Source organism: Brevundimonas sp., assembly GCF_035998205.1.
Classification (GTDB): domain Bacteria; phylum Pseudomonadota; class Alphaproteobacteria; order Caulobacterales; family Caulobacteraceae; genus Brevundimonas.
In genome coordinates this window covers 343310-368476 of record NZ_DASYHT010000004.1, presented here as the reverse complement: position 1 = coordinate 368476, position 25167 = coordinate 343310, and the positions used below count along the sequence as shown (strand labels likewise).

The following is a 25167-nucleotide window of genomic DNA, read 5'->3' as shown; positions in this document are numbered from 1 at the left end:
GTGGAGGGGGCGACCGCCCGCGCGGCGCCTTGTCCCTCGCCCCCTCCACCATGCTGCGCATGGTCCCCCTCCTCCGCTTCGCTTCGCTCGCTGGGGAGGAGTGCTGATGACCCGCGCCGACCGTATCGCCGCCCTGAAGGCCGCCGCGCGGGAGCGCATCCTCGTGCTCGACGGCAGCTGGGGCGTGATGATCCAGCGCGAGGACCTGTCGGAGGAGGACTTCCGCGGCGAGCGCTTCGCGGGTCACAACCACCCTCAGAAGGGCAACAACGACCTGCTGATCCTGACGCGGCCGGACATCATCGCCGGCCTGCATGATCGCTACTACGCCGCCGGGGCCGACATTTCGGAGACCAACACCTTCTCCTCGACCTCGATCGGCCAGGCGGATTACGGTCTGGAATCCGCGGTCTGGGATCTCAACTTCGAGGGGGCGCGCATCGCCCGCGAGGTCGCCGACCGCTGGACGGCGAAGGAGCCGCACAAGCCCCGCTTCGTCGCAGGCTCGATCGGCCCGACCAACCGCACCCTGTCGATCAGCCCCGACGTCAACGACCCCGGCTACCGCGCCGTGACCTTCGACGAGGTCTATGCGGCCTACCGCGAGCAGGCCCGGGCCCTGCACGAGGGCGGGGTCGACATCTTCCTCGTCGAGACCATCTTCGACACCCTGAACGCCAAGGCGGCGATCAAGGCCATCCTCGACCTGCAGGACGAGGGCTACGAGCCCCTGCCCCTGTGGATCTCGGGCACCATCACCGACCGCTCGGGCCGCACCCTGTCGGGCCAGACCGCCGAGGCCTTCTGGCACTCGGTGCGTCATGCAAAGCCGTTCGCCATCGGCCTGAACTGCGCCCTCGGGGCCGACCTGATGCGCCCCTATATCGCCGAGCTCAGCCGCATCGCCGACACTCTGGTCGCCGCCTTCCCCAACGCCGGCCTGCCCAACGCCATGGGCCAGTACGACGAGCAGCCGCACGAGACGGCCCACTTCATCGAGGAATGGGCTCGATCCGGCCTCGTCAACATCGTCGGCGGCTGCTGCGGCACCACGCCGGAGCACATCGCCTGCGTGGCCAGGGAGGTCGCCGGGGTCGCCCCGCGCATTGTGCCGGAGCGCCCCGTCGCCCTGCGCCTGTCGGGGCTCGAACCGTTCGAGGTGGGGGCGTGAGGGCGACGACATCATCTCCCTTCCCCCTCGATGGGGGAAGGGTCGGGGATGGGCGCGGACCCGCTGAGCGCTCCGGCGGTGCGCGGGAGGCGGCGCTCGAACAAGGTCGGCTCCTCTGGCGCCCGTCCTTCACCGTGGCGCACGCACCCCCTCCCAACCCTCCCCCATCGAGGGGGAGGGCTTTCGACCTGGCGGCCCGCCCATGAGACCCACCTTCATCAACGTCGGCGAACGGACCAACGTCACCGGCTCGGCGAAATTCCGGAAACTGATCGTCGAGGGGAACTACCCCGAGGCGCTGTCGATCGCGCGCCAGCAGGTCGAGGCCGGGGCGCAGGTCATCGACGTCAACATGGACGAGGGCCTGCTCGACTCGCAGGCGGCCATGGTCACCTTCCTCAACCTGATCGCGGCCGAGCCGGACATCGCCCGGGTGCCGATCATGATCGACTCCTCCAAGTGGGAAGTGATCGAGGCCGGCCTGAAGTGCGTCCAGGGCAAGCCCATCGTCAATTCGATCAGCCTCAAGGCCGGCGAGGCCGAGTTCCGCGAGCAGGCGGTCAAGTGCCTGCGCTACGGCGCCGCCGTGGTGGTCATGGCTTTCGATGAGCAGGGACAGGCCGACACCGCCGCGCGCAAGATCGAGATCTGCACCCGCGCCTACCGGCTGCTGGTCGACGAGATCGGCTTCCCGCCCGAAGACATCATCTTCGACCCCAACATCTTCGCCGTGGCGACGGGGATCGAGGAGCACGACAACTACGCCGTCGACTTCATCGAGGCGACGCGGGCGATCCGCGCGACCCTGCTCCACGCCCATGTCTCGGGCGGGGTGTCGAACGTCTCGTTCAGCTTCCGCGGCAACGAGCCGGTGCGGCGGGCCATCCACTCGGTGTTCCTGTACCACGCCATCCAGGCCGGCATGGACATGGGCATCGTCAACGCCGGCGACCTGCCGGTCTATGACGATATCGACCCGGAGCTGCGCGAGGCGGTCGAGGACGTGATCCTCAACCGGCCGCCGCGGGGCAACCTGTCCAACACCGAGCGGCTGGTGGAGCTGGCCCCCCGCTACAAGGGCGAGAAGGGCCAGGCGAAGGTCGTCGACCTGTCCTGGCGCGACCAGCCGGTGGCGAAGCGCATCGAGCACGCCCTGGTGCACGGCATCACCGACTGGATCGAGGCCGACACCGAGGAGGCCCGCGCCGGCGCCGCCCGCCCGCTGCACGTCATCGAAGGCCCGCTGATGGACGGGATGAACGTCGTCGGCGACCTGTTCGGCGCCGGGAAGATGTTCCTGCCGCAGGTGGTCAAGTCGGCCCGGGTGATGAAGCAGGCGGTGGCTTACCTGGAGCCCTTCATGGAGGCCGAGAAGGCCGGCCAGCCCCGCCAGCAGGCCGGCAAGGTGCTGATGGCCACGGTCAAGGGCGACGTCCACGACATCGGCAAGAACATCGTCGGCGTGGTTCTGCAGTGCAACAACTACGAGGTCGTCGACCTCGGGGTCATGGTGCCCGCCGACCGCATCCTCGACGAGGCGGAGAAGCACAAGGTCGACATCATCGGCCTGTCCGGCCTGATCACGCCCTCTCTGGACGAGATGGTGTTCGTGGCCTCGGAGATGGAGCGGCGCGGCTTCCGCATCCCGCTGCTGATCGGCGGCGCCACCACCAGCCGGACCCATACGGCGGTGAAGATCGAGCCGGCCTATCCGTCGGGTTCGACCACCTATGTCACCGACGCCAGCCGGGCGGTGGGCGTTGTCTCCGGCCTGCTGTCGCCGGAGGAGCGCGACCGCAACATGGCCGCGACTCGCGACGAGTACATCCGCATCCGCGAGCAGTACGCCCGGGGCCAGGAGGTCAAGGCCCGCGCCAGCCTGGCCCAGGCCCGCGCCAACCGCTTCCGGCCCGCCGATCCCGCCCCCGCCCCTGCGCCGGGCTTCCTCGGGGTACGCGCCTTCGACGCCTGGGACCTGAAGGACCTCGCCGACCACATCGACTGGACGCCCTTCTTCGCCAGCTGGCAGCTGATCGGCCGCTTCCCGCAGATCCTCGAGGACGAGATCGTCGGCGAGGCGGCGCGCGACCTCTATCGCGACGCGCAGGCCATGCTGGCCCAGATCCTTGAGGAGCGCTGGTTCACGGCGAAGGGCGTGGTCGGCTTCTGGCCCGCCAACGCCCGCGGCGACGACGTCGTGGTCTGGGCCGACGCCACGCGTAGCACCGAGCTGGCCCGCTTCCACGGCCTGCGCCAGCAGATCGCCAAGAGCAACGGCAAGCCCAACCTGTGCCTGTCGGACTTCGTCTCCGAGGACGGCCCCGACCACATCGGCGCCTTCGCCGTCACCGCCGGCCACGGCGAGCTGGAGAAGGCCGCCGAGTTCCGCGCCGCCGGCGACGACTATTCCGCCATCCTCGCCACGGCCCTGGCCGATCGCCTCGCCGAGGCCTTCGCCGAGCGGCTGCACAAGGAGGTGCGCACCACCCTGTGGGGCCATGCGCCGGACGAGGGGCTGAGCGTGCAGGAGCTGATCGAGGAGAAGTATCGCGGCATCCGCCCGGCCCCGGGCTATCCGGCCCAGCCGGACCATACGGAGAAGGCCACCCTGTTCCGCCTGCTCGACGCCGGCGCCAACGCCGGCATGGCCCTGACCGAGAGCTTCGCCATGACCCCGCCGGCCTCGGTCTCGGGCCTCTACTTCGCCCACCCGGAAAGCCACTATTTCGGCGTGGGCAAGATCGACGCCGACCAGGTCGCCGACTACGCCGACCGCAAGGGCTGGGACCTCGCCGTCGCCGAGCGCTGGCTGGCCCCGATCCTCAACTACGATCCGAAGGTCCCGGCGCGCGGCGTGGCGGCGTAGGGAGCCGCGCGCCCGGCATACCTAAGCCCTCCCCCTCGATGGGGGAGGGTTGGGTGGGGGTGGGTGTGATCGCTTTCCGAACGTGGCGCAGGAGGCAGCGCCGCGTCGCCTCAACAGCTCTTCCGATTGCGTCGCGCCCCCACCCCCATCCCCGCCCATCGAGGGGGAAGGGAGAGGTTAGCGGCTCGGACTGCGCCGGCTCAGCGGTCCCCCGCCGGCGCGCCGGTCTCGTCGAGGCCGGCGTCCTCGAGGGTCGCCGGGGCGGCGGTGATGTTCTCCCGCACCCGGCGGGCGGCGTGCTCGCAGCGGCCCGGCAGGCCGAAGAACAGGCCGAAGGTCTGGCTGCGCACCGCCTCGTCCGGATTGGCCAGCACCTCGGTCCACAGCCCGCGGGCCGCCGCGGCGGCGGTCTCGGCCGCGGCGAGGGTCGCGGGCGTCTGCCGGGCGCGGCCGACGTTCAGCGCATCGCGGAAGTCCGCCGCCTCCAGCTTGCCCAGCCGGACGATCTCGTCATCCAGCGGATCGATGTTGGTCAGGCTCTCGCCCACGGCGACATGGCCGGTGACCAGCGCCTCGCACCAGGCCACCAGCGGATAGTCCGTCTCCGGCGCGCCGCGCGGCAGGGGCGTGGCGTAGGCCAGCGCCTCGCGCACCCGCAGGGCCTCGGCGGTCTCGGCCGCGCGCACCGAACCGCCGGTGACGATCGGGGCGTCGGGGTCCTGCCCCCCGGTCAGGGCGGCGGCGATCAGAACAGCGGTCAGCAGCGACATGGAAACTCCGGTCTCGACGGTCGGGCGGCGGCGAACCGCCGACGGTGACGCTTAACGCGCCCCCTGCCCTTCTGGTTGACCCGCGTGACAAAGAAAAGGCGGCGGAGCCGAAGCTCCGCCGCCCGTTCTCCGGTCAGGTCTGCCGACGCCTAGAAGCGCGCCGTCAGGCCGATCGAGTAACGACGACCCAGGGTGTCGTAGGTCGACGGGTCGGTGTTGGCCTGCACGCCCGGCGAATAGACCGGAGGCTGCTCGTCGGTCAGGTTGTTGACCGTGACGCGCAGCGAGACCGCATCGTTGACCGCCCACGAGCCGAGCAGGTCGAAGTAGTCAACCGTCGGGATGACGTTGGCGGTGCCGAACTGGGTCATCTCGCCCACCCGGCGCCAGCGCATGCCGGCGGTGAAGTCGCCATTGCGCCAGTTGAGGCCCGTCAGCGACTTCCACTCGGGGAAGGTGTTGCCGAACACGCTGTCGATGGTGCCGGTCCGATCGATGAACGGATTGCCGACAGCGACCTGGCTTTCGCGGTTCTCGAGCCAGCCGATGACCACGTTCAGGTCCAGCGAACCCCATGCCGGCAGGCCGATGTCGGCCATGTCGGCGCGCCAGTCGACCTGCAGGTCGACACCCGAGGTGAGCAGGGTGGCGAGGTTGGCGTTGGTCTCGATGGCGTTGTTGACGTTGCCCGAGAGCGGGTCACGCGAGAACAGCTGGCAGTAGACGTTGCTGGCGTCGAACGTCGGGTTCTGCCCCTGGGCGTTGAAGCAGCCCTGCAGCTGCGACGCGGCGCCGATGGTGCCCACGCCGTCGGTGATCTCGATGTCGTAGTAGTCGATCGCCGCCGACAGGCCCGCGAGCCACGGGTTGTCGAAGCGCGACTGCCACACGACGCCGACCGTGAACGATTCCGAGGTTTCCTCGGAGAGGTTCGGGTTACCGCCGGTGATGCCGGGGACCTGGTTGTTGCTGTAGGTGTAGGTGTCGATGGCCGAGGCCGAGATGCCCTGGGCCAGGCAGAGCGCCCGGACCTGCGAGGCGTTGGCGCCGGTGCGGTAGCTCGAACGGACGTCGCAGGGATCGCCGCCGAGGCCGGTCGCCGACGGGGCGCCGATCTGCGGGAAGCTGGTGTTCACCGGAGCGAACAGCTCGCCGATCGACGGCGCGCGCACGGCGTTCTGGAAGCCGCCGCGGACGGTCACGCCATCGAACACTTCCCAGTCGACGTCGACCTTGTAGGCGTCGGTCTGGCCGATCGAGCTGTACTCCGAGGTGCGGTAGCCGAGACCGATGTCCAGCTGACGCACGAACGGCAGGTCAGCCAGAACCGGGATCAGCACTTCGCCGAAGAAGTCCAGCACGTTGACCGAGCCCGACAGCGGCTGGCTGGGGTTGAAGCCGGCGATTTCCGAACCGCCGGTCTGGCCGCCGTCCGGACGGGTCACGATCGGGTTGCGCTGGGCCAGCGAGGCGTCGGGACGGAACACGTAGTCGTCCTGACGGTACTGCACGCCCGCCGCGAACCGGGCTTCACCGGCCGGCAGGGTGAACATGCCGCCCTGGATGGTGAACTCCGAAACGGTCTGCTCGGAGATCGTCACGTTCTGGGCCGAGCGCGAGATGTAGTTGGCGCAGGCCGCCGACAGGTTGGATTCGCCGAACGGATCGAAGCCGCCGGCGCAGATCGAGGCGCCGCCGTCCGCCGCGTCGAGCAGGGTCTGGACCGCCGACCGCGAGACGTTGCCGGACTGGCGCGTGATGCGCTCGACCCGGCCGTATTGCATGTAGAAGTCGTAGCTCCAGTCCCGCACGCCGATCAGGTCGCCGCGGATGCCCGTGGTGCCCTGGTAGACCGAATAGGTCTCGGTCGAGTTGCGGCCGCCGATGTCGGTGAAGCGCTTGTCGAGGCGGAACGACCCGTTCGGGTTCGGGCGCGCGTTCAGGAAGGTGCGCAGGTCCGCCGAGATGAACGGGTTGGTGACCGGGACGCGGAAGCCGGTGGCCGGGACGGCGCCGGCCGCCGGCGTGGCCGCCAGTTCCTGGGCCGCTTCATACTCGGTGAACAGGAAGTTGGCGTAGACCTCGGCCTGGGGCGCCAGCTCGTAATTCACGGCGGCATAGGCGTTCCAGCGGTCCAGTGGCAGCTGCAGGTAGTTCAGGGCGCCCGTGTTGTAGACGTAGTCGGCGCGGGTGCCGACGAAGCCGTCATAGTCAACGCCGCCCGGGCTCTTGAAATTCAGCACGCCGGTGTAGGCGAACAGCGAGCCGTCGTTGTTGAAGCCGAACGAGCCGGTGTTCAGCAGCGACGACGACCCGAAGTAGCTGCGGACCAGCGCGAGGTCGGGCAGGTTGTTCGAGTCGAACACCGTGTTGCCGAGCGGCGAGGCGCCCGACGGCCCCGAGATCGACGAGAAGTCGCGGGCCGAGTTGAAGATGTTCTCACGGGTCGAGCGGCCCAGCGACATCACCGCATTACCGCGGCCGTCGGCGAAGTTGCCGCCGAGGGTGACCGAGTAGGACTGGGTCTCGCCGTCGTTCTCGTCGGTGATGCCGTACTGGGCGTCGAACTGAACGCCTTCAAAGTCATCGCGCAGGATGAAGTTGGCCACGCCGGCGAGGGCGTCCGAACCATAGGCCGCCGAGGCGCCGCCGGTGATGACCTCGACGTTCTGGATGAGGGCCGTCGGGAAGATGTTGATGTCGACGACGCCGGTCGAATTCGAGGCGACCACGCGGCGGCCGTTCAGCAGAACGAGGGTCCGGGCGGTGCCGAGGCCGCGCAGGTTGATGTTGGCCTGGCCGCCGTTCGACGGGTTGTTCGACGTCTGGTTGATCGACGGCACGAACTGCGGAAGGTCGTTGATCAGGGTGTCGATGGTGACCGAGCCGGTCGCCTGGAAGTCTTCCTGGCTGACGGTCACGATCGGGCTCGGCGCCTGATAGTCCTGACGCGCAATGCGCGAGCCGGTGATGACGATCTCTTCGACCTCGGTCGCTTCCTGCGCGGCGGCGGGAGCGGCGACCATGGTCAGGGCGGTCATGAGCGCGGCGCCGCCGATGGTGGTGGTGGCGAGCAGGCGCTGTCGCGTGTTGCGAGTGTTCAAGAAAATCCCTCCTGAGGGGCGGTGGCCGTTGAGGCTCACCGCACGTTGCATCCTGTCCGGGCGGACTCAGATGACGCACAGTCGGGCAGGCGCACGATTTCGTCCAGAGATGGACGTCTCGTGGCCATAGTTCGCAGGAAATGTGTCGCATTGCTGACACACCCGGGTCACAGCCGGAGCTGTAACCCGGGGGTCAGCGTGAGGGCGACCGGAGCGGCGGCGCTGGCCGCCGCCCCGGCGCCGTCAATCAGAAGCGGTAGGCGAGGCTGAAGCGCACCGACCGCGGCGCCTGGTAGCCGGTGACCCGACGGTAGTCGGGATCCGCGGCGCCCGGACCCGGGTAGTTGCCCACGTCGATCTCGCCGAACTCGTTGTAGTCGGTCTGGCTCCGGAGATTGAAGACATTGAAGATGTCCGCACGGACCACGAGGCTGTCGCCGGGGACGTTCAGCACTTCTCCAAGGTCGTAGGACACCGTCAGGTCGACGTTCTTCAGCCAGGTGCTTTCGAACTGCGAGCCGCGCGGCGTGGCCACGCCGCCGCAGAACCAGGACGAGGCGCCGTAGAAGGACGCGAACACATCCGTCGGGTGCACCCCGATACAGCCGAACTTGCGCGGCGACTGGATCAGGACGTTGGCGCCGATGTTCAGGTTCGGCATCGGCGTCCAGTTGCCGAAGAACTTGAACGAGTGCTCCCGGTGGTTCGGCAGGAAGCCGTTCGCACCCTCCATCAGGCCCGGCTGGTCGAAGTCCTGCGACAGGCCGGGATCGGTCTGCCCGTTGTCGGACTTGAGGGCGCCCTCGTAGTTCCCCTCGTTGCGCGACCAGGTGTAGCTGAAGCGGCCGCCGAAGACCCCGTCGAAGTCGCGCTCGACGGACAGCTCGACCGCCTTGTAGGTGCGCTCCGGCGACGGATAGTTCAGGTCAGCCGCCGTCAGGGTGACGCGGCGGTCAGTGGCGCCGGCGCCGAGCGACGTGGCGGCCAGGTCCGCCGCCGACAGGGTCACGACCATGTCTTCGCCGGGGTTCGTCAGGACATACTGGTGGAACCCGGTCCAGACGCTCGAGCAGCCGGTGATGCCTTCGTCGGCGCAGTAGGCAAGCACCGCGGCGTCGATGGCGACGTCGTCGATCGCCGTGCCGAGTTCACGGTAGGTGCCCTTGATGGCGAAGGTCAGGTCGCCGATCCGCTGCTCGTAGCCGAGGATGAACTCCTCGACGTACATCGGATCGATCTCCTCATCGACCTGGGTCGAGATCGGCCGGACGGTGCCGTCGGCGAAGTTGCCGCCACTGACGAAGCTGCCGAGGATCGGCTCTTCGGTGGTGTCGTGGATGCCGTCGGCATTGGCGTCGTTCGGGCCGCCGGCGCGGTTCAGCGTCCAGGTGTCCTGGATGAAGAACTCGGAGCCGGCCAGGCGCTGGTTGGTGTTCACGGCCACCGGCAGGTAGTAGCGGCCGTAGAAGCCGAACAGCTTGCCGCTGCCATCGCCGAACACGTCGTAGGTCGCCCCGAGGCGCGGCGCCCACTGGTCGGACAGGTCCACGAACGGCACGCCCGCGATGTTCTCGTTCTCGAACGACTCGTTGCGGATGCCCAGGTTCAGGGTCAGCTGGTCGGTGACCTGCCAGCTATCCTGGATGTAGTAGGCGTTCTGCGTCGAGGTCCAGCCGCCGTCGTTGTCATAGGCGCGGATGCGGACCCGCGTCGGGCCAAGAGCATCGTGGTTCTGGTAGCGATACCAGAGGCCGCCGGTCACCTCGCCGGTACAGGCGATGGTCGAGGTAATGCCGCCGGGCCGGCAGTAGCTGTAGCCAGCACCCGAATAGTCGAGCGCCTGGTAGGACTCGAGCGTTTCGGAGTCGTAGCCGATACGGAAGTGGTGGGCGCCGAGGAAGTTGGCGTAGATGTCGACGTCAGCGCGGAAGACCGTACGCTCGTCCTCGTTCAGCTGGGGCTGCCCGATAAGCCAACAGCCGCGACGCGGATCCGTAGGCAAGGTTGAGGTGATCAGGGCGCAGCCGTCGCCGGGCGAGCTGTTCTGCTCGTCATAGCGGTTCACGCCGTAGGCGACCGAGGTCGTCAGCCAGTCGGTCCAGATGCCGGTGTAGCGCGTGATCCAGTTCTCGCCGCCGAAGCGGAAAACAGCGTCCCCCTCGGTCGAAACGAGATTCCCGGTGACCGTATCAAACTGCGTGGTCGTCGTGGTCCGTTCCTGCTCGTCCTTGAAGTAGGTGAATTCAAGACGATGATTGTCCGTGATCAGGAAGTCGACCTTACCGCCGAAGAACGGATCGTTGACCCGCGTGCCCGACCCCGTACCATTCGCGCTTCCGTTGAACGTTTCCGTCTCACGCCAGTTGTAGAGGCCGAAGACAAACAGACGGTCACGGATGATCGGTCCGCCGAAGTCGAAAATGACATCCGTGGACTCGGACTCATCGTACTCGTTCAGCGACTGGTAGGTGTTGGGAATGTCCTCCCGGAAGGCATCCGGCTCCCAGTAGGTGGTCAGGCCGAACTGCCATTCGTTGGTGCCCGACTTGGTCGTGCCATTCAGCACCCCGCCGGTGCCGCGACCGAACTCCGAGGAATATCCCCCGGTCTTGGTTTCCAGCGTCTGGTAGAACTCGAAGGGAACGATCGACGAGCCAGTGAAGTCCCGGAACTTGGTGATGTTCAGGCCGTTGACGAAGTAGGTGTTTTCGCCGGCCGAGGCCCCGCCGATGGTCGGCAGGTTGCCGAAGGCGGTGTCCGAAGCCACCACGCCCGGCGCCAGCAGGGCGATGGCGTTGGCGTCCCGGGCGACCGGAATGTTCCGTGAAAGCTCCTCGACGTTGACGGTCAGACCGGTGGTGGTGGCGTCGAACTCCGACACCGCGCGCCGCACGCCGACCACAACGATCTCGTCCACCGAGGTGGCGCCGCTGGCGCCGAGGGTGAAGGTCAGGCTCGTCGTGCCCGAGCCCCCCACCATCACGACTTCCGTCAGAGTGTTGTAGCCCGGCGCGGAGATGGTCGCTTCATAGCGGCCCTGCGGCAGGGCCACGGCGCGGAACTCCCCGTCGGCGCCGGCTTCGAGCGACCGGGTGAACCCCTGCCCCACCGACCGCAGGGTGACCGACGCGCCCCCGATGGGCTGCTGCGCCTGGTTGGTGACGCGCCCGGAGATGGCCCCCTGGACCAGATCCTGCGCCACGGCGGCGGACGGGCTGAGGACGACGGCGACGGCCGGCAGGGCCATGGCGGCGGTGACGGCGACACTGGCCATCATGCTGGTGGTGAGAAGTCTTTGTCGGGTTGAGTTGATGCGCACGGCGACACTCCTGGAGTCTTCCAGCGCCCAGGCCCGATGCCCGCGCGCCCGGAATCCGACTCCGGAGAGTCGCGATCCCGTCACAAACCTAACAGGCGAGTCATGTTCTGCGACCACTCAGGGGCGCGCGGGCGCACTTTCCCGGGAGGTGTCGCCGATACGACACAATGTCGCAGGCGCACGGCAGAGTGTCGCAGATCAGCGCGCGACAGCCGCCCTCGCGGCGTAGGGGGCCGGCTCCGGCGTGCAGGACGCCGCGGCGAACTGCAGGCCCGCCAGGATGACCAGCGCCGCCGCGACCGGCAGCAGGCGGGCCGAGACGGCCATGGCCATATCGATGGCGGCCTCGCTGACGCGTTCCAGTCGGGACGGGGCGAGGACGGAAGAACGGCTCACTTCGGGACTCCGGCGATGGTTTCCGGAGTCTTGACGCAAGGCCGGGGCCGGGCTTCCTCGCCCCATGCCGGTGCAGATCCCCTATGTCCGCAGCTTTGACTTCGCCTACGGCCGGGCTGACCGGCTGTCGCTGCGGGTTACGCGCGTGGTGTGCGAGAACCCCGGCCCCTTCACCTTCACCGGCACCAACAGCTTCCTGATCGGCGGCGACGACGGCCCGCTGGCGGTGATCGATCCGGGCCCCGACGACGCGCGGCATCTCGAGGCCCTGGTGTCGGCCATCGCCGGGCGACCGGTCAGCCACATCCTGCTGACCCACACCCACCGCGACCACGCTCCGCTGGCCCCGGCCCTCGCGGCCGCCACCGGCGCCCCGATCGCCGGAGCCCCGCCGCCTGTCAGCGAAACCCACGCGTCCGGTGCGGATGAGGGCGACATGGCGGGCTTCGCCCCTGACCTCGTGCTGGGCGACGGAGACGTCCTGTCGGGGCCGGACTGGACCCTGACGGCGGTGGCGACGCCGGGCCATGCCTCCAACCACCTGTGTTTCGCCCTCGCCGAGGAGCGGGCCCTGATCGCCGGCGACCATGTGATGGGTTGGTCCACCACCGTGGTGGCCCCGCCGGACGGCGACATGGCCGCCTATATGGCCAGCCTCGACCGGGTCATCGCCGGGGATTACGCCCGGCTCTATCCGGCGCACGGGGCGCCGATCGACGATCCGGCCCCGTTTCTCGCCGCCTATCGCGCCCACCGGCTGGACCGCGAGGCGCAGATCCTGGCGGCGCTGGAAGGCGGGGCCGACACCATTCCCGAGATCGTCCGGCGGCTCTACGCGGAGGTCGATCCCCGGCTGTGGCCGGCGGCCGGGCTGTCGGTGTTCGCCCACCTGATCAAGCTGGCGGCGGAGGCGAAGGTCACGGCGCAGCCGGACGTGGCGCTCGACGGCCGCTACGGGCTGGCGGTCAGCCCCTGAACGATCTTGCGGGCGAGGCGGCAGGTGGCGCCGCCGTCACGCCAGACCTCGCGCGCCGTGACCCGCACGTCCGTCTGGCCGGGACGGATGCGGACCACGGCGTCGTGGCCGAAGCCGAAGGCGCGGTCCTGCCGCACCCCGTCAGCCCGCCCGACACCGTAGCCAACGACTTCGAACCCGGCCTGACGCAGGGCCCACGCCGCGGTCTCGGGCGCGACCTGGGTCGGCAGGGAGGCGCCGACGGCGCAGGCCCCCTGCCCGGCCGGCAGCGCCGCCGGGTCGAGCCCGCCCGCCGCCATCCGGCGCTCCAGCAGCGCCCGGCCGAGCCCCGGACGATCGGCCATGTTCGTGGTGACATCCAGCGGCCCGGCCTCGGCGAAGGCCTGACGCAGCCAGCCAAAGCCGGCCGCCGAGCCGAACGCCAGCGCCACCGCGAGCACGGCCGGCAGCCACGCCTTGCGGGTCCCGCGAAGGGTGATCACGAGCGCCAGCAGGGCTGCGGCCAACCCCAGAAGGGCCAGCCACACGCCCCACGGGACGACCAGGACCTCGAAGGCCAGGCGGCGGTCGATGACCCCGGCCTGCGACGCGGCCATCAGGCCGAAGCCGAGCACCGGCCCCGCCGCCGCCACGGCGGCGCACTGCCACGCCCGGGCGACGAGGGCCTGAACCCGCGCGGTCGCCCCGGTCACCACGTCAGGCCGGCTGCGGCGCGTCAGCCGTCGGCAGGCGGTAGTCCTTCATGCGCTCGCGCAGCAGCTTCTTGTCGATCTTGCCGGTTGCGCCCAGCGGGATGTCATCGACGAAGACAACATCGTCCGGCATCCACCACTTGGCGATCTTGCCCTGCAGGAAGTCGAGGTGTTCCTGCTTGTCCTGGCTCTCGCCGGGCTTGAGCTTGAGGATCAGCACCGGCCGCTCGTCCCACTTCGGGTGAGCCGCGCCGATCACTGCCGCCAGCTCCACCTTCGGGTGGCCCACGGCGATGTTCTCAATCTCAATGGAGCTGATCCACTCGCCGCCGGACTTGATCACGTCCTTGGCGCGGTCGGTGATCTGCATGAAGCCGTGCGAGTCGATGGTGGCCACGTCGCCGGTGTCGAAGAAGCCCTCGTTGTCGAGGATCTCGCCGCCCTCGCCCTTGAAGTAGGCGCCGGCGATGGTCGGCCCGCGCACCATCAACCGCCCGTAGGTCTGGCCGTCGTGCGGCATCTCCTGACCGGCGTAGTTCTTGAGGGTCAGCTCGACGCCCAGCGGCGGCACGCCCTGCTTGATGCGCCACTTCATCTGCTCGTCGTAGGGCAGCTCCAGCAGCTCCGGCGTCAGGTTCGACAGGGTGCCGATCGGCGAGGTCTCGGTCATGCCCCAGCCCTGCACCACCTCGATGCCATAGCCGTCATGGAAGGCGCGGATGAGGCTCTCCGGCACAGCCGAACCGCCGATCAGCACGCGCTTCAGGGTCGAGAACTTCAGCCCCTTCTCGCGCACGTGGGCCAGCAGGCCCTGCCACACCGTCGGTACGGCGGCGGAGAAGGTGACGCCCTCGGTCTCCAGCAGCTCGTAGATCGCCTCGCCATCCATGCGCGCGCCCGGCATGACCAGCTTGGAGCCGGCCGCCGGACCGCCGAAGGCGATGCCCCAGGCATTGGCGTGGAACATCGGCACGACCGGCAGGATCACTTCCTTCGGCGTGGCGCCGAGGACGGTGGTCTGAAGCCCCAGCAGCGTATGGATGAAGTTCGAGCGGTGCGAGTAGAGCACGCCCTTCGGATTGCCCGTGGTGCCGGAGGTGTAGCAGAGGCCACAGGCGGTCTTTTCGTCAAAGCCGCCCCAGGTGACGTTCTCGTCGGCCTCGGCGATCAGCTGCTCGTAGCACTCGGCCCGCGGCAGCTTGGTCGCCGGCATGGTCAGCTCGTCGGTCATGACCACGACCCGCTCGACCGTCGGGCAGTGCGGCAGGATCGCTTCGAGCAGCGGCACGAAGGTCAGGTCGACGAAGATGATGCGGTCGCCGGCGTGATTGATGATGTAGATCAGCTGCTCGGGGAACAGGCGCGGGTTCAGGGTGTGGCAGACCGCGCCGATGCCCATGATGCCGTACCAGGCCTCGATGTGCCGGGCGGTGTTCCAGGCCAGGGTGGCGATCCGGTCCCCCACCTTCACGTCCCAGCCCTGCAGCACCTTCGACACGCGCTTGGCGCGGCCGTGGATCTCCGCATAGCTGACCCGCACGATCGGTCCCTCGACCGAGCGGGTCACGACCTCCCGATGGGGATGCCAGTTCTTCGCGTGGTCCAGGATCTTGTCGACCGTCAGCGGCCAGTCCTGCATCAATCCGAGCATGGCGTTCCTCTAGTGTCTCCGGCTCTCAAGGGCCGTTTGCGCCAAGCTACCGGGGTGATCGGCGTTAAGCAACGCGAGGCGGGCCGCGACACTATGACGGGCGGGCAGGCGCGGCTAAAGGGCCGCATGCCCCATCTCATCGCCATCACCGGCGGCTCCGGCTCCGGCAAGAGCACTCTCGCCGAAGCCCTGCTCGCCGCCCTCCCCCCGGGCCGGACCACGCTCGTGCGCGAGGACTGGTACTACGCCGACGCTGGCGGCCTGCCGGACTTCGATCCGCTGGCCTTCGACTTCGACGACGTCGCGGCCCGCGACCACGTCCTGATGGCCGAACACCTGCAGGCCCTGAAGGCCGGTCAGGCGATCGAGGCGCCCGACTACGACTTTGTCACCCACAGACGCCGCCTGCCGGGTCACGCCGTCGCCCCGTGCGACATGATCGTGCTTGAGGGCACCCACTGCCTCGCGACCCCCGAGGTGGCCGGCCTGTTCGATCTGAAGGTATTCGTCGACACCCCGGCTGACATCCGTTTCATCCGCCGCCTGCTGCGCGACCAGAGCGAGCGCGGGCGCACGGCGGACTCCGTCATCGCGCAGTATCTCAAGACCGTCCGCCCCGGGCACGAGCGCTTCACCGAGCCGTCGCGAGCCCTCGCCGACTTCATCGTCGCCGATGCGACGGCCGCGGTGCGGCTTGAGGACCCCGGCGCCGTGCGGCGACTGCTGGCTCCGGTCCTGGCCCACCCGTTGTTCGAAAGTTGCGGGGACTCCGTATTGCGCTGACACCGGGCGCCCCTGATCCTTGCATCAGGACAGGGCCTGTATGCTGATCAAGAGTGACATCCGCCGCCGCGAAGAGATCCTCGCCACCGCGCGACGGCACTTCCTCGCAAAGGGTTATGCGAACACCGGCATGGAGCCGGTCGCGCGGGAGGCCCAGGTCTCGACCGCCACGCTCTACGGCCTGTTTCCCGGCAAGGACGAGCTGTTCCAGGCGGTGGTGGATCACGCCGCGGAGGAGTTCACGGCCCGGATGGGCCGTATCCAGATCCCGCCCGGCGACGCGCGTGACCAGCTGAACGCCTTCGCCTGGACCTACGCCTGTTTCATGAGCGACCCCTATGTCCGCCAGGTCTTCCGCCTGGTCATGGCCGAGCGGTCGCGCTTCGTCGGGCTGGCCCAGCGCTTCTTCGAGAAGGGCCGCCGCGAGTACGGCCTGACGCTGATGCAGGTGATCGCCCGGCTGCAGGATTCGGGACAGCTGAAGCCGGGCAAGCCCTCATGGGCGGCCGGCCAGCTGATGGGGATGATCGAGCACCCGCTGTTCTTCGTGCCGATGGTCACTGGCGACGAGGTGCGCGGCGAGCGGCCGCCGGCGGCCATCGCCGAAGACGCGGTGGAGACCTTCCTCGCGCGATTCGGCGTCGAGCCCCCTCAGGGCTGAACTCAGGGCTGAAGTCGCGTCCGCACCCAGGCTTCGCCGTCGCGGTCGAAGCGCAGGCGGTCGTGGAGCCGGAACGGGCGGTCGCGCCAGAACTCGATCTGGACGGGGGTCAGGCGCCAGCCCGTCCAGTGCGGCGGCCGGGTCGGCTCGGCGTCGCCGAACCGCGCCTCCTGTTCGGCGATCGCCGCCTCCAGCGCCGCCCGATCCGCGAGCGGGCGGGATTGGTCAGACGCCCAGGCCCCGATCCGGCTTTCCCGCGCCCGGCTGGCGAAATAGGCGTCCGCCTCCGCCGCCGTGACCTCCTCAAGGGCGCCGCGGATGCGGATCTGCCGGCGCAGGGATTTCCAGTGGAACAGGAGCGCCGCCTGCGGCCGGGCCGCGATCTGTTCGCCCTTGGCGCTCTCACGGTTCGAATAGAAGGTGAAGCCACGGGCGTCGACGTCCTTGAGCAGCACCATCCGGCAGTCCGGCAGGCCGTCCGCATCGACTGTCGCCAGGGCCATGGCGTTGGAGTCGTTGATCTCATGCGCCCGCGCCTCGACCAGCCACTCGGTGACCAGCGGGATCGGATCCGTGCGCTCGAACAGCGCCTCGTCGCTGTTTCGGGCCAGCGCGGCGGCGTAGTCGCGGGCGTACTCCTCGCGGGTGGGGCTGGGGGGGATGGCGGGTGCAGTCATGCGATGCTGATAGCGCCGCCCCGTCGCCGTGGCGAGCGGGTCCGGAGTCGCGGTTAACCCCGCCTTGACCATAGTCGCCGTTGATTGCCCGCCATGTCGTCGTCCCTGACCCTTTCCGAGGCGCGCAGCCATCTGGGCCTCGAGGCTCCGTACGGCCCCGACGCCATCGGGCCGGCCTTCCGGCGCGCCGTGCGTACGGTCGCCGAGGCCGGCGACGACACCCGCCTTCGCGAGTTGATCGCCGCCCGCGACCTGTTGCTGGCCGCCGCGGCGCCGGAGGCCCTGCCGGCACCGGCGAAGCGCCCTCCGCCGCCGCCGCTGATCGCCCTGGGGCCGCTCGAGGCCCTGCACGGCGGCGTCGTCGAAGCGTTCGTGGCCGGCCGCCGGCTCCGCATCATGGCCCCGCCCGGCCTGCGCACGGGGGAGCATCTTCGCCTGCGCGGCGCGGGTTCAGCCGGCGAGGACCTCTATCTGCCGGTCGTGATCCGATCCGGCGCCGGCCTCTCGGTCGTCGGCGACGATCTGTACATGACGGCCCCCGCCTCGCCGCGCGTGCTGGAGGACGGCGGGCGCGTCGAGGTCGAGACTCACGCCGGTCGTCGCGACCTGTGGGTCACCCCCGGGCTGCAGGCCCCCGTCCGTCTGGTCCTGCGCGGACTCGGTCTCCCGGCGCGCGGCCGCCACCCCGCCGGACGTCTCTATGTGCGGCTCGAGCCCTCGGCCGACGCCCCCAGCGCCGCCGAAGATCTGCTGGCCCGCTTCCATCGGGTCTGGACGCCGAGCCGGCTCGCGGCCTAAGCCGGTCGGGCCATGTCGCACAACACCTTCGGCCACCTGTTTCGCGTCACCACCTGGGGCGAAAGCCACGGACGGGGCATCGGCTGCGTGGTCGATGGCTGCCCCGCCGGCCTGCCCCTCACCGAGGCCGACCTTCAGCCGTGGCTGGACCGGCGCAAACCCGGGGGCAGCCGCTTCGTCACCCAGCGGCAGGAGAGCGACACCGCCCAGATCTGGTCCGGCGTTTTCGACGACGGGGCTGGGCAGGTCACGACCGGAACGCCGATCTCGATCCTGATTCCCAACGAGGACCAGCGCTCGAAGGACTATGGCGAGATCGCCCGCGCCTTCCGGCCGGGCCACGCCGACTATACGTACCAGGCCAAGTACGGGGTGCGGGACTACCGCGGCGGCGGCCGCTCCTCGGCGCGCGAGACCGCGGCCCGGGTGGCGGCCGGCGCGATCGCCCGCAAACTGCTGGGCGACGGCGTCCGCATCCGCGCCGGCGTCGTCCAGCTGGGGCCGTATCGCCTCGCCCCTGAGCAGATCGACTTCGACGCCGTTTACGACAATCCCCTGTTCGCAGCCTCCGCCGGGGTGGTCCCGGCCTGGGAGGCTTATCTGGACAGTGTCCGCAAGGCCGGCTCCTCCGTCGGCGCGGTCGTGGCGCTGGAGGTCTCCGGCGTGCCCGCCGGCTGGGGCGCGCCGCTGTACGGCAAGCTCGATGCCGAACTGGCCGCCGCCCTCATGTCGATCAATGCGGTCAAGGGCGTCGAGCTCGGGGCGGGCTTCGCCGCCGCCGGGCTGACTGGCGAGGCCAATGCCGACGAGATGCGGATCGGGCCCGACGGGCAGCCGGTGTTCCTGTCCAACCACGCCGGCGGCGTTCTGGGCGGCATCTCCACCGGCCAGCCGATCACGGCCCGGGTCGCCTTCAAGCCGACGTCGTCGATCCTGACGCCGCGCCGCAGCGTCGACCGGGACGGTCAGGAGGTCGACCTCCGCACCAAGGGCCGTCACGATCCCTGCGTCGCCCTGCGCGGCGTGCCGGTGGTCGAGGCCATGGCGGCCTGCGTGCTCGCCGACGCCTGGCTGCGACATCGGGGTCAGCAGGGCTGAACGGCCCGCCCCTTCCGCAACAGTTCCTGTTACCTATATCCTGCCCAGCATGAGGCCCCGGGCCTCCAGGGAGAGTGACAGATGATCGACGTTCGCCCCTTCAACAGCCTCGGCGGCGCGGACCACGGCTGGCTCAGGGCTCGCCACCATTTCTCGTTCGCCAACTACTACGATCCGTCCCGCATGGGCTGGGGTCGGCTCCGCGTCTGGAACGACGACGAGATCGCCGCGAAGTCGGGCTTTCCGCCGCACCCGCATGCCGACATGGAGATCATCACCTACGTCCGCACCGGGGCCATCACCCATCAGGATTCCATGGGCAACCAGGGCCGCACCGTCGCCGGTGATGTCCAGGTGATGAGCGCCGGCACCGGGGTGCGCCATGCCGAGTACAATCTGGAAGACGAGCTGACGACCATCTTCCAGATCTGGATCGAGACCGATCGCCCGGGCGCGCAACCGTCATGGGGCGCCCGTCCGTTCCCGAAGGCGGACCGCTCCGGCCGCTTCCAGGTGCTGGCCTCGGGCCGGGAGGGCGATGACGCCCTGCCGATCAATGCCGATGCGCGCATTCTCGGGGCGACGCTGAACGCCGGCGAGACGATCCGCTACCCGCTGGCCGAGGGCCGTCGCGCCTATCTGGTGCCGGCGGTCGGCAAGGTCGCGATCAACGGCGTGACGCTCAACGCCCGTGACGGGGCCGCCATCCGCGACGAGGCCGAGCTGGTGATTACCGCCGAGGCCGACGCCGAACTGGTCATGGTCGACAGCCTGTAAGGCCTCGGTCTGACGCCACAGAAAAGGCCCGCCGGATAACTCCGGCGGGCCTTGTCATGTTCGGCGACGCGGCGCGCGTCAGTGCTTCACGTTGCGCCAGATCTGCCGGTAGCTGGCGTAGGTCAGACCGGCGAAGATCGCCAGATAGGCCAGGACGGCGATGCCCGTGCGCTTGCGCTCGACCGCCTTCGGGTCGGACGCCCAGGCGATGAAGGCGGCGACGTCGCGCGAGTACTGGTCGATCGTCTCGGGCGCGTCGTCGTCGTAAGTCACCTGGCCGTCGCGCAGCGGTTGGGCCATGGCGATGAAGCCCCCGTACGGCACCTTGTCATGGTCGCCTTCCCAGAACGGGGTCAGGTCGCCGGGCATGTACGGGTTGTAGTGCTGGCCCGAGGCGATGCGCAGACCGGCCGGGGCCGGCTGGTAGCCCGACAGCAGGGAGTAGATGTAGTCGGCCCCGCCCTTGCGGGCCTTGGCCATGACCGACAGGTCCGGCGGCACGGCCCCGCCGTTCCCCGCTGCCGCCGCCGTGGCGTTCGGATAGGGATCCGGGAAGGCGTCGGCCGGGGTGCCCGGGCGCCGAATCGGCTCGCCGGTCTCGGAGTCGATGTCAGCGATCTCGAACTCGGCGGCGAGCGCGCGCACGAAGCGGTTCTCGTTGGGATTGTCGACGTGCGGGTCCCAGAACGGACCGCCATCTTCCGCGAGGTTGCGGAAGCTGAGCAGGTTCATGGAGTGGCAGGCGGCGCAGACTTCGCGATAGACCTTGTAGCCGCGCTGCAGCTGGCCCTGGTCGAAGGTGCCGAACGGCCCCTCGAAGCTGAAGGCGATGTCGCGCGGCTTCTTGGCTTCACCGGCGGCCTGGGCGGCCGGCGCGGCGAGCGCCAGACCGGCGACCGCGATCAGCGGGATCAGGATGGACTTCACGGGGGCGCTCTTTCGGAAAGAGAGGGTCATGGTCGATCAGCCCCGGGTTTCGGGTTGCGCCGCGGCGCCCGCCGGCATGGCCGCCGAACCGCCGAGGACCGGCTCGGAGATGGACTGCGGGATGGGCAGAGGCGTCTCACGCAGGCCGACCATCGGCATGATCACCAGGAAGAAGGCGAAATAGTACAGCGTCGCCAGTCGGCCGAGCCACAGGTAGCTGTTCAGGTCGCCGTCGATCAGCATGAAGGTCTTGAACTCGCCGATCACCGGCGCGTCCGGCAGCATGGCGCCGCAGAGCCCCAGCACGAAGGCGTTGGCGACGAAGATGTAGAAGAACACCCGCATGGTCGGCCGGTAGCGCATGGAGCGCACCCGCGACGTGTCCAGCCAAGGCAGGATGAACAGCACCGCGATGGCGCCGAACATGGCCACCACGCCGCCGAACTTGTCCGGCACCGCGCGGAGCACGGCGTAGAAGGGCAGCAGGTACCACTCGGGCACGATGTGCGCGGGGGTCACCAGCGGGTTGGCCGGGATCGAGTTGTCGGCGTGGCCCAGCGCGTTCGGCATGAAGAAGACGAACACGGCGAACATCATCAGGAACAGGATCAGCGCGAAGCCGTCCTTGACCGTGTAGTACGGGTGGAACGGCACCGTGTCCTTGGCCACGCGGTCCTTCGGGATCAGGATCCCGACCGGGTTGTTCTGGCCGGCGTGGTGCAGGGCCCAGAGGTGCAGCACGACGCAGCCGGCGATGACGAACGGCAGCAGGTAGTGCAGCGAGAAGAAGCGGTTCAGCGTCGCATTGTCGATCGCCGGGCCGCCCTGCAGCCAGGTCAGGATCGAGCCGCCGACGACCGGGATCGAGCCGATCAGGTTGGTGATCACCACCGCGCCGTGGAACGACATCTGGCCCCAGGGCAGGACGTAGCCGAGGAAGGCCGTGGCGATCAGCAGGAAGAAGATCACGCAGCCAACGATCCAGATCATCTCGCGCGGGGCCTTGTACGAGCCGTAGTACAGGCCGCGGAGCATGTGGATGTAGACGGCGATGAAGAACATCGACGCGCCGTTGGAGTGGACGTAGCGGATCAGCCAGCCGCCGTTCACGTCACGCATGATGCGCTCGACCGAGGCGAAGGCCATCTCGGTGTTCGGCACATAGTGCATGGCCAGCACGACGCCGGTGATGATCTGGGTCATCAGGCAGATCGTGAGGATGGCGCCGAAGGTGTACCAGTAGTTCAGGTTCTTCGGCGTCGGCAGCGACATGTAGTCGGCGCCGAAGCGGATGATCGGCAGGCGGGTGTCCATCCACCGCTCGAAAGCGGTCTTGGGCACGTATGTGGATTGATGCTCGCTCATGATCTTGCCCTGCGTCAGCCGATCCGCACCGCGGTATCGGAGACGTATTCGTAATTCGGCACGACCAGGTTGGTCGGGGCCGGGCCCTTACGGATGCGGCCGGAGGTGTCGTAGTGCGACCCGTGGCAGGGGCAGAACCACCCGCCGTAGTCGCCGGTGCCGAAGGTCGGCACGCAGCCGAGGTGGGTGCAGGAGCCGACCAGCACGAGGTACTGCTCCCGGCCTTCCTTGACCCGGTCGGCGTCCGCCTGCGGGTCCTTTAGGGCCGACATCGGGACTTCCCGGGCCGCCTCGATCTCAGCCGCGGTGCGGTAGCGCACGAACACCGGCTTGCCCTGCCATTTGACCACGACCTGCTGGCCTTCCTGGACCTTGGTCAGGTCGAAGTCGATGACCGACAGGGCGAGCGTGTCCGCCGCCGGGTTCATCTGGTTGATCAGGGGCCAGGCGATCATCACGCCCGCCCCCGCCGCGGCGGCGCCGGCCGCAATATGGATGAAGTCCCGCCGGGTGGCGTCGCCGCCCTGTCCGTCTGAATTCACGACCGATTCGGTCACGTCTCACCTCTGGCCTGCCGCGCCGGGCCTCGCGATTGAGGCCCGATCCGGCGCAAAATCCTTTAGCGCAACCGGGGAAATCCCGCCCGGCCAGACTTTGCGACGGATCGCCGCTTGAGCGCGGACATCCTTGAGAAGTATTCGCAAATACTGGCCGCGACAGGCAGAACGGCCGCGCGTAGACGTGGCCTTAGAATGCGTCTCGCCCTTTTTCAACCAGCCATCCCCCAGAACGTCGGCGCCTGCATCCGCCTGTCGGCCTGTTTCGGCGCCGAGCTTCATGTCATCGGCCCGACCGCCTTCGCGCTGGACGATCGCGCGCTGAAGCGCGCCGCGCTGGACTACGGCCCCCTCGGACACATGACGGTGCATGAGCGCTGGGAGAGCTTCCAGGCCGATCGCGCGCCCGGACGCCTGGTGCTGTTCACCACCCGCGGCGCGACGCCGCTCGATGCGTTCCGGTTCGAGCCCGACGATGTGCTGCTGTTCGGCTCGGAGCCGTCCGGCGCGCCCGAGCATGTGCATGCCGCCGCGGATGCGCGGGTCGTCATTCCGATCGCCCCGGGGGCGCGCTCCCTGAACCTCGCCGTGAGCGCCGGCATCGCCTGCTGGGCGGCGCGGCTGCATGGGGGCTCCGCCCGGTCCTAGCCGCCGACCCCGGCCGCCTCGGTCACAGGCGAGGCGCTGCCATTGCGACGATCATCCGCGAGGGCCGAGGGGAGGGATTCGAACAGCGCCACGAGCTCACCCATGTTGATCGGCTTCGCCAGCACGGCGTCCATGCCGGCCTCGTAGTAGCGCGTTGTCTCGTGCGTCATGACGCTGGCGGTCAGAGCCACGATCGGGGTGCGCGGGCGCTCGCCGGCGGCTTCCGCCGCGCGGATCGCGCGGGTCGCCGTCAGGCCATCCATGCCCGGCATGTTCACGTCCATGAAGACGATGTCGAAGGCCGCCTGTTCGAGCGCCGTCACCGCCGCAGCGCCGTCGTCGGCCGTGGCCACTTCGAGGCCGAGCGAGCCGAGGATCGCCCCCATCACCTGCCGGTTGGCTGGGTTGTCATCGACCACCAGCGCGCGTCGACCCCCGGCGGCCGGGTCCACAGGCGCGGCCCCCTCTGCCGCGGGCTCGGGCCGTGCCGCGCGCGGCAGGGGCAGGGTCACGGTGAAGGTGGCCCCCTCCCCCGGCGTCGAGGTGGCCGTGATCTCGCCGCCCATGAGCTCGGTCAGGTCGCGACAGATGGCGAGGCCGAGGCCGGCGCCCTTGCCGATGTGGCAGTCGCCGGACTCCACCTGCTGGAAGCGCTCGAAGATCCGTCCGAGATCCTCCGTCTGGATGCCGCGCCCGGTGTCGCGCACGGTCAGGGTCGTCGTGTCCTCGTCCGCGGCGACGGTCAGGATGACGCCGCCCGCCTCGGTGAACTTGAGGGCATTGGCCAGCAGATTGCCGAGGATCTGTTTCAGCCGGACCGGATCGCCGCTGCGCCAGCCCAGCGGGGCATCCACCACGAGGTCGCAGGCGAGGTCCCGCTCCCGGCACAGCATGGCGTAGGTGGCGTGCAGCGAGTCGAGCAGGGCGTCCGCATCAAAGGCGACGCGGTCAATCGCCAGATGCCCCGCCTCGGCGCGGGAGATGTCGAGCACATCGTTGATGATGCGCGTGAGGCTCTCGGCGGAACTGGTGATGACCGCGAGGTTCCGGCGCTGCTCCTCGGGCAGATCGGACGACGCCATGACCTGGGCCATGCCGATCACGCCATTCAGCGGGGTCCGCAGCTCATGGCTGATCGAGGCGAGGAACACCGACTTGGCGCGGTCCGCCGCGGCCGCCTGCTCCGCCTTCTCGCGCAGGTCTTCGGTGCGCTCCTCAACCCGTCGCTCAAGGTCCTTGTTCAGGGCCGTGATGGCCTCATTGTTGGCCTTCAACTCCACGAGCAAGCCCTCGACCCGCTGCCGCGAGATGATGATCTCTGCGTACATCTGGCTGTTCGAGGCCACGGCCGAGACCATCGCCACCCAGAAGCCGATCCCGAGAATGGCGACGATCAGCGGATAGTCCCCGGACAGGGCGATCTGGGCGGTCGTGGGCAGCAACAACAGGCTGATGTAGATGAGCGCCGTGCGACGCAGGGGCGACACCACCCCGACCGCGCCGCCGGCCAGCGCTGACGAAATCACGATCATGCTGAGCCGCATGACGTCGTCCTCGACCGGGAAGCGCAGCCAGATGACCGTGGCGAGAGTCAGCGCGTTGAGGATCGCCCCCGCCACCAGCAGGGCCTTCAGCCAGCCGATGATGCGATGCCGGTGCACACTCCGCCCGGCGCGCGCAAGCAGGATGGGGGAAAGCACGAGGCGCACCAGGTTGACGATCAGCGCCAGGCCGAGGGCCGCCGGATAGATGCCCGCCCCGGTGTCCCGGCCGAGGAACCAGATCGAGCCGATGACGGCGAGGAAGACGGCGCAGTTGCGCGCATTGTAGGCGGCGGCGACGCGCACCAGCTCTTCCGCAACCGCGCCCCCGTTGCGGCTGTCAGGTCCGCGTCTGGCGACGTGTTCGGCCAGCGTCGGCATCCGTCCCTT

The 25167-nt window shown here is 69.1% G+C and carries 20 protein-coding genes; 9 read left to right on the top strand and 11 right to left on the bottom strand.

Going from position 1 to position 25167, the window contains the following annotated elements:
* Positions 1–106 precede the first annotated feature (106 nt).
* Together VGN74_RS04450 and metH are read left to right on the top strand one after the other, a co-directional pair.
* Positions 107–1171, top strand: a complete 1065-nt coding sequence (locus tag VGN74_RS04450) for a homocysteine S-methyltransferase family protein (protein WP_327446155.1) — start codon at positions 107–109, stop codon at positions 1169–1171.
* 202 nt (positions 1172–1373) lie between these two features.
* Positions 1374–4037: a methionine synthase gene (metH, locus tag VGN74_RS04445; protein WP_327446154.1), complete on the top strand. Its 2664-nt coding sequence runs from the start codon at positions 1374–1376 to the stop codon at positions 4035–4037.
* A gap of 200 nt (positions 4038–4237) precedes the next feature.
* On the opposite strand, the gene VGN74_RS04440 is transcribed toward metH, so the two are convergent.
* The 4 genes from VGN74_RS04440 to VGN74_RS04425 all read right to left on the bottom strand — a co-directional run bounded on the left by VGN74_RS04440 (position 4238) and on the right by VGN74_RS04425 (position 11626).
* Positions 4238–4807 carry a hypothetical protein gene (locus tag VGN74_RS04440; RefSeq protein WP_327446153.1) on the bottom strand — a complete coding sequence of 190 codons (570 nt, stop codon included), beginning with the start codon at positions 4805–4807 and terminating at the stop codon, positions 4238–4240.
* A gap of 149 nt (positions 4808–4956) precedes the next feature.
* On the bottom strand, positions 4957–7911 hold the full coding sequence (locus tag VGN74_RS04435) for a TonB-dependent receptor domain-containing protein (RefSeq protein ID WP_327446152.1): 2955 nt from the start codon (positions 7909–7911) through the stop codon (positions 4957–4959).
* A 247-nt stretch (positions 7912–8158) separates the two neighbouring features.
* Complete coding sequence (locus tag VGN74_RS04430) at positions 8159–11230, bottom strand: TonB-dependent receptor (protein WP_327446151.1); 3072 nt, start codon at positions 11228–11230, stop codon at positions 8159–8161.
* Positions 11231–11428: 198 nt separating this feature from the next.
* The gene (locus VGN74_RS04425) at positions 11429–11626 is read right to left on the bottom strand and encodes a hypothetical protein (RefSeq protein WP_327446150.1); all 198 of its coding nucleotides are present in this window, start codon (positions 11624–11626) and stop codon (positions 11429–11431) included.
* Between the two features lie 64 nt (positions 11627–11690).
* Here VGN74_RS04425 and VGN74_RS04420 point away from each other — a divergent pair, with 64 nt between their 5' ends.
* Positions 11691–12602, top strand: coding sequence for an MBL fold metallo-hydrolase (locus tag VGN74_RS04420; protein ID WP_327446149.1), 912 nt, complete (start codon positions 11691–11693; stop codon positions 12600–12602).
* Here VGN74_RS04420 and VGN74_RS04415 read toward each other — a convergent pair.
* Together VGN74_RS04415 and VGN74_RS04410 are read right to left on the bottom strand one after the other, a co-directional pair.
* Positions 12578–13294 (bottom strand): hypothetical protein, encoded by a 717-nt coding sequence (locus VGN74_RS04415; protein ID WP_327446148.1) that lies wholly within the window; start codon positions 13292–13294, stop codon positions 12578–12580. The genes VGN74_RS04420 and VGN74_RS04415 overlap by 25 nt on opposite strands.
* 4 nt (positions 13295–13298) lie before the next feature.
* Positions 13299–14945: a long-chain-fatty-acid--CoA ligase gene (locus VGN74_RS04410; protein ID WP_327446147.1), complete on the bottom strand. Its 1647-nt coding sequence runs from the start codon at positions 14943–14945 to the stop codon at positions 13299–13301.
* A 126-nt stretch (positions 14946–15071) separates the two neighbouring features.
* Between VGN74_RS04410 and udk the strand changes: the two genes are divergently transcribed.
* Positions 15072–15728: a uridine kinase gene (gene udk / locus VGN74_RS04405; protein WP_327446146.1), complete on the top strand. Its 657-nt coding sequence runs from the start codon at positions 15072–15074 to the stop codon at positions 15726–15728.
* Between the two features lie 40 nt (positions 15729–15768).
* A complete protein-coding gene (locus VGN74_RS04400; protein ID WP_327446145.1) occupies positions 15769–16389 on the top strand; it encodes a TetR/AcrR family transcriptional regulator in 621 nt (206 codons plus the stop codon).
* A 2-nt stretch (positions 16390–16391) separates the two neighbouring features.
* Here VGN74_RS04400 and pdxH read toward each other — a convergent pair whose 3' ends face one another.
* A complete protein-coding gene (gene pdxH / locus VGN74_RS04395) occupies positions 16392–17066 on the bottom strand; it encodes a pyridoxamine 5'-phosphate oxidase (RefSeq protein ID WP_327446144.1) in 675 nt (224 codons plus the stop codon).
* A 93-nt stretch (positions 17067–17159) separates the two neighbouring features.
* On the opposite strand from pdxH, the gene VGN74_RS04390 reads away from it, so the two are divergent.
* The 3 genes from VGN74_RS04390 (at position 17160) to VGN74_RS04380 (ending at position 19739) form a co-directional block, all read left to right on the top strand.
* A complete protein-coding gene (locus VGN74_RS04390; protein ID WP_327446143.1) occupies positions 17160–17864 on the top strand; it encodes a DnaJ C-terminal domain-containing protein in 705 nt (234 codons plus the stop codon).
* 12 nt (positions 17865–17876) lie between these two features.
* On the top strand, positions 17877–18962 hold the full coding sequence (gene aroC, locus VGN74_RS04385; protein ID WP_327446142.1) for a chorismate synthase: 1086 nt from the start codon (positions 17877–17879) through the stop codon (positions 18960–18962).
* Between the two features lie 81 nt (positions 18963–19043).
* Complete coding sequence (locus VGN74_RS04380; protein ID WP_327446141.1) at positions 19044–19739, top strand: pirin family protein; 696 nt, start codon at positions 19044–19046, stop codon at positions 19737–19739.
* Positions 19740–19817: 78 nt separating this feature from the next.
* Here the strand turns inward: VGN74_RS04380 and VGN74_RS04375 are convergent, their stop codons facing one another.
* From VGN74_RS04375 to petA, 3 genes are read right to left on the bottom strand one after another with little or no spacing between them, the layout of a single operon-like run.
* Entirely contained in the window at positions 19818–20696 is an 879-nt protein-coding gene (locus tag VGN74_RS04375; RefSeq protein ID WP_327446140.1) for a cytochrome c1, read from the bottom strand.
* Between the two features lie 6 nt (positions 20697–20702).
* Positions 20703–22031 carry a cytochrome b/b6 gene (locus tag VGN74_RS04370; RefSeq protein WP_327446139.1) on the bottom strand — a complete coding sequence of 443 codons (1329 nt, stop codon included), beginning with the start codon at positions 22029–22031 and terminating at the stop codon, positions 20703–20705.
* A 14-nt stretch (positions 22032–22045) separates the two neighbouring features.
* Positions 22046–22588 carry a ubiquinol-cytochrome c reductase iron-sulfur subunit gene (gene petA / locus VGN74_RS04365; RefSeq protein ID WP_327446138.1) on the bottom strand — a complete coding sequence of 181 codons (543 nt, stop codon included), beginning with the start codon at positions 22586–22588 and terminating at the stop codon, positions 22046–22048.
* A 195-nt stretch (positions 22589–22783) separates the two neighbouring features.
* Here petA and VGN74_RS04360 point away from each other — a divergent pair, with 195 nt between their 5' ends.
* Positions 22784–23236 (top strand): tRNA (cytidine(34)-2'-O)-methyltransferase, encoded by a 453-nt coding sequence (locus VGN74_RS04360; protein ID WP_327446137.1) that lies wholly within the window; start codon positions 22784–22786, stop codon positions 23234–23236.
* Here the strand turns inward: VGN74_RS04360 and VGN74_RS04355 are convergent.
* Positions 23233–25158, bottom strand: a complete 1926-nt coding sequence (locus VGN74_RS04355; protein WP_327446136.1) for an ATP-binding protein — start codon at positions 25156–25158, stop codon at positions 23233–23235. The genes VGN74_RS04360 and VGN74_RS04355 overlap by 4 nt on opposite strands.
* Positions 25159–25167: the final 9 nt, after the last annotated feature.

What these genes read in the sequence shown, in the direction of transcription:
- VGN74_RS04450 (WP_327446155.1), top strand. Translation starts at nt 107, where the DNA reads ATGACCCGCGCCGACCGTATCGCCGCCCTGAAGGCCGCCGCGCGGGAG.
- metH (WP_327446154.1), top strand. Translation starts at nt 1,374, where the DNA reads ATGAGACCCACCTTCATCAACGTCGGCGAACGGACCAACGTCACCGGC.
- VGN74_RS04440 (WP_327446153.1), bottom strand. Translation starts at nt 4,807, where the DNA reads ATGTCGCTGCTGACCGCTGTTCTGATCGCCGCCGCCCTGACCGGGGGG.
- VGN74_RS04420 (WP_327446149.1), top strand. Translation starts at nt 11,691, where the DNA reads ATGCCGGTGCAGATCCCCTATGTCCGCAGCTTTGACTTCGCCTACGGC.
- VGN74_RS04410 (WP_327446147.1), bottom strand. Translation starts at nt 14,945, where the DNA reads ATGCTCGGATTGATGCAGGACTGGCCGCTGACGGTCGACAAGATCCTG.
- udk (WP_327446146.1), top strand. Translation starts at nt 15,072, where the DNA reads ATGCCCCATCTCATCGCCATCACCGGCGGCTCCGGCTCCGGCAAGAGC.
- VGN74_RS04400 (WP_327446145.1), top strand. Translation starts at nt 15,769, where the DNA reads ATGCTGATCAAGAGTGACATCCGCCGCCGCGAAGAGATCCTCGCCACC.
- pdxH (WP_327446144.1), bottom strand. Translation starts at nt 17,066, where the DNA reads ATGACTGCACCCGCCATCCCCCCCAGCCCCACCCGCGAGGAGTACGCC.
- VGN74_RS04390 (WP_327446143.1), top strand. Translation starts at nt 17,160, where the DNA reads ATGTCGTCGTCCCTGACCCTTTCCGAGGCGCGCAGCCATCTGGGCCTC.
- aroC (WP_327446142.1), top strand. Translation starts at nt 17,877, where the DNA reads ATGTCGCACAACACCTTCGGCCACCTGTTTCGCGTCACCACCTGGGGC.
- VGN74_RS04380 (WP_327446141.1), top strand. Translation starts at nt 19,044, where the DNA reads ATGATCGACGTTCGCCCCTTCAACAGCCTCGGCGGCGCGGACCACGGC.
- VGN74_RS04375 (WP_327446140.1), bottom strand. Translation starts at nt 20,696, where the DNA reads ATGACCCTCTCTTTCCGAAAGAGCGCCCCCGTGAAGTCCATCCTGATC.
- VGN74_RS04370 (WP_327446139.1), bottom strand. Translation starts at nt 22,031, where the DNA reads ATGAGCGAGCATCAATCCACATACGTGCCCAAGACCGCTTTCGAGCGG.
- VGN74_RS04360 (WP_327446137.1), top strand. Translation starts at nt 22,784, where the DNA reads ATGCGTCTCGCCCTTTTTCAACCAGCCATCCCCCAGAACGTCGGCGCC.
- VGN74_RS04355 (WP_327446136.1), bottom strand. Translation starts at nt 25,158, where the DNA reads ATGCCGACGCTGGCCGAACACGTCGCCAGACGCGGACCTGACAGCCGC.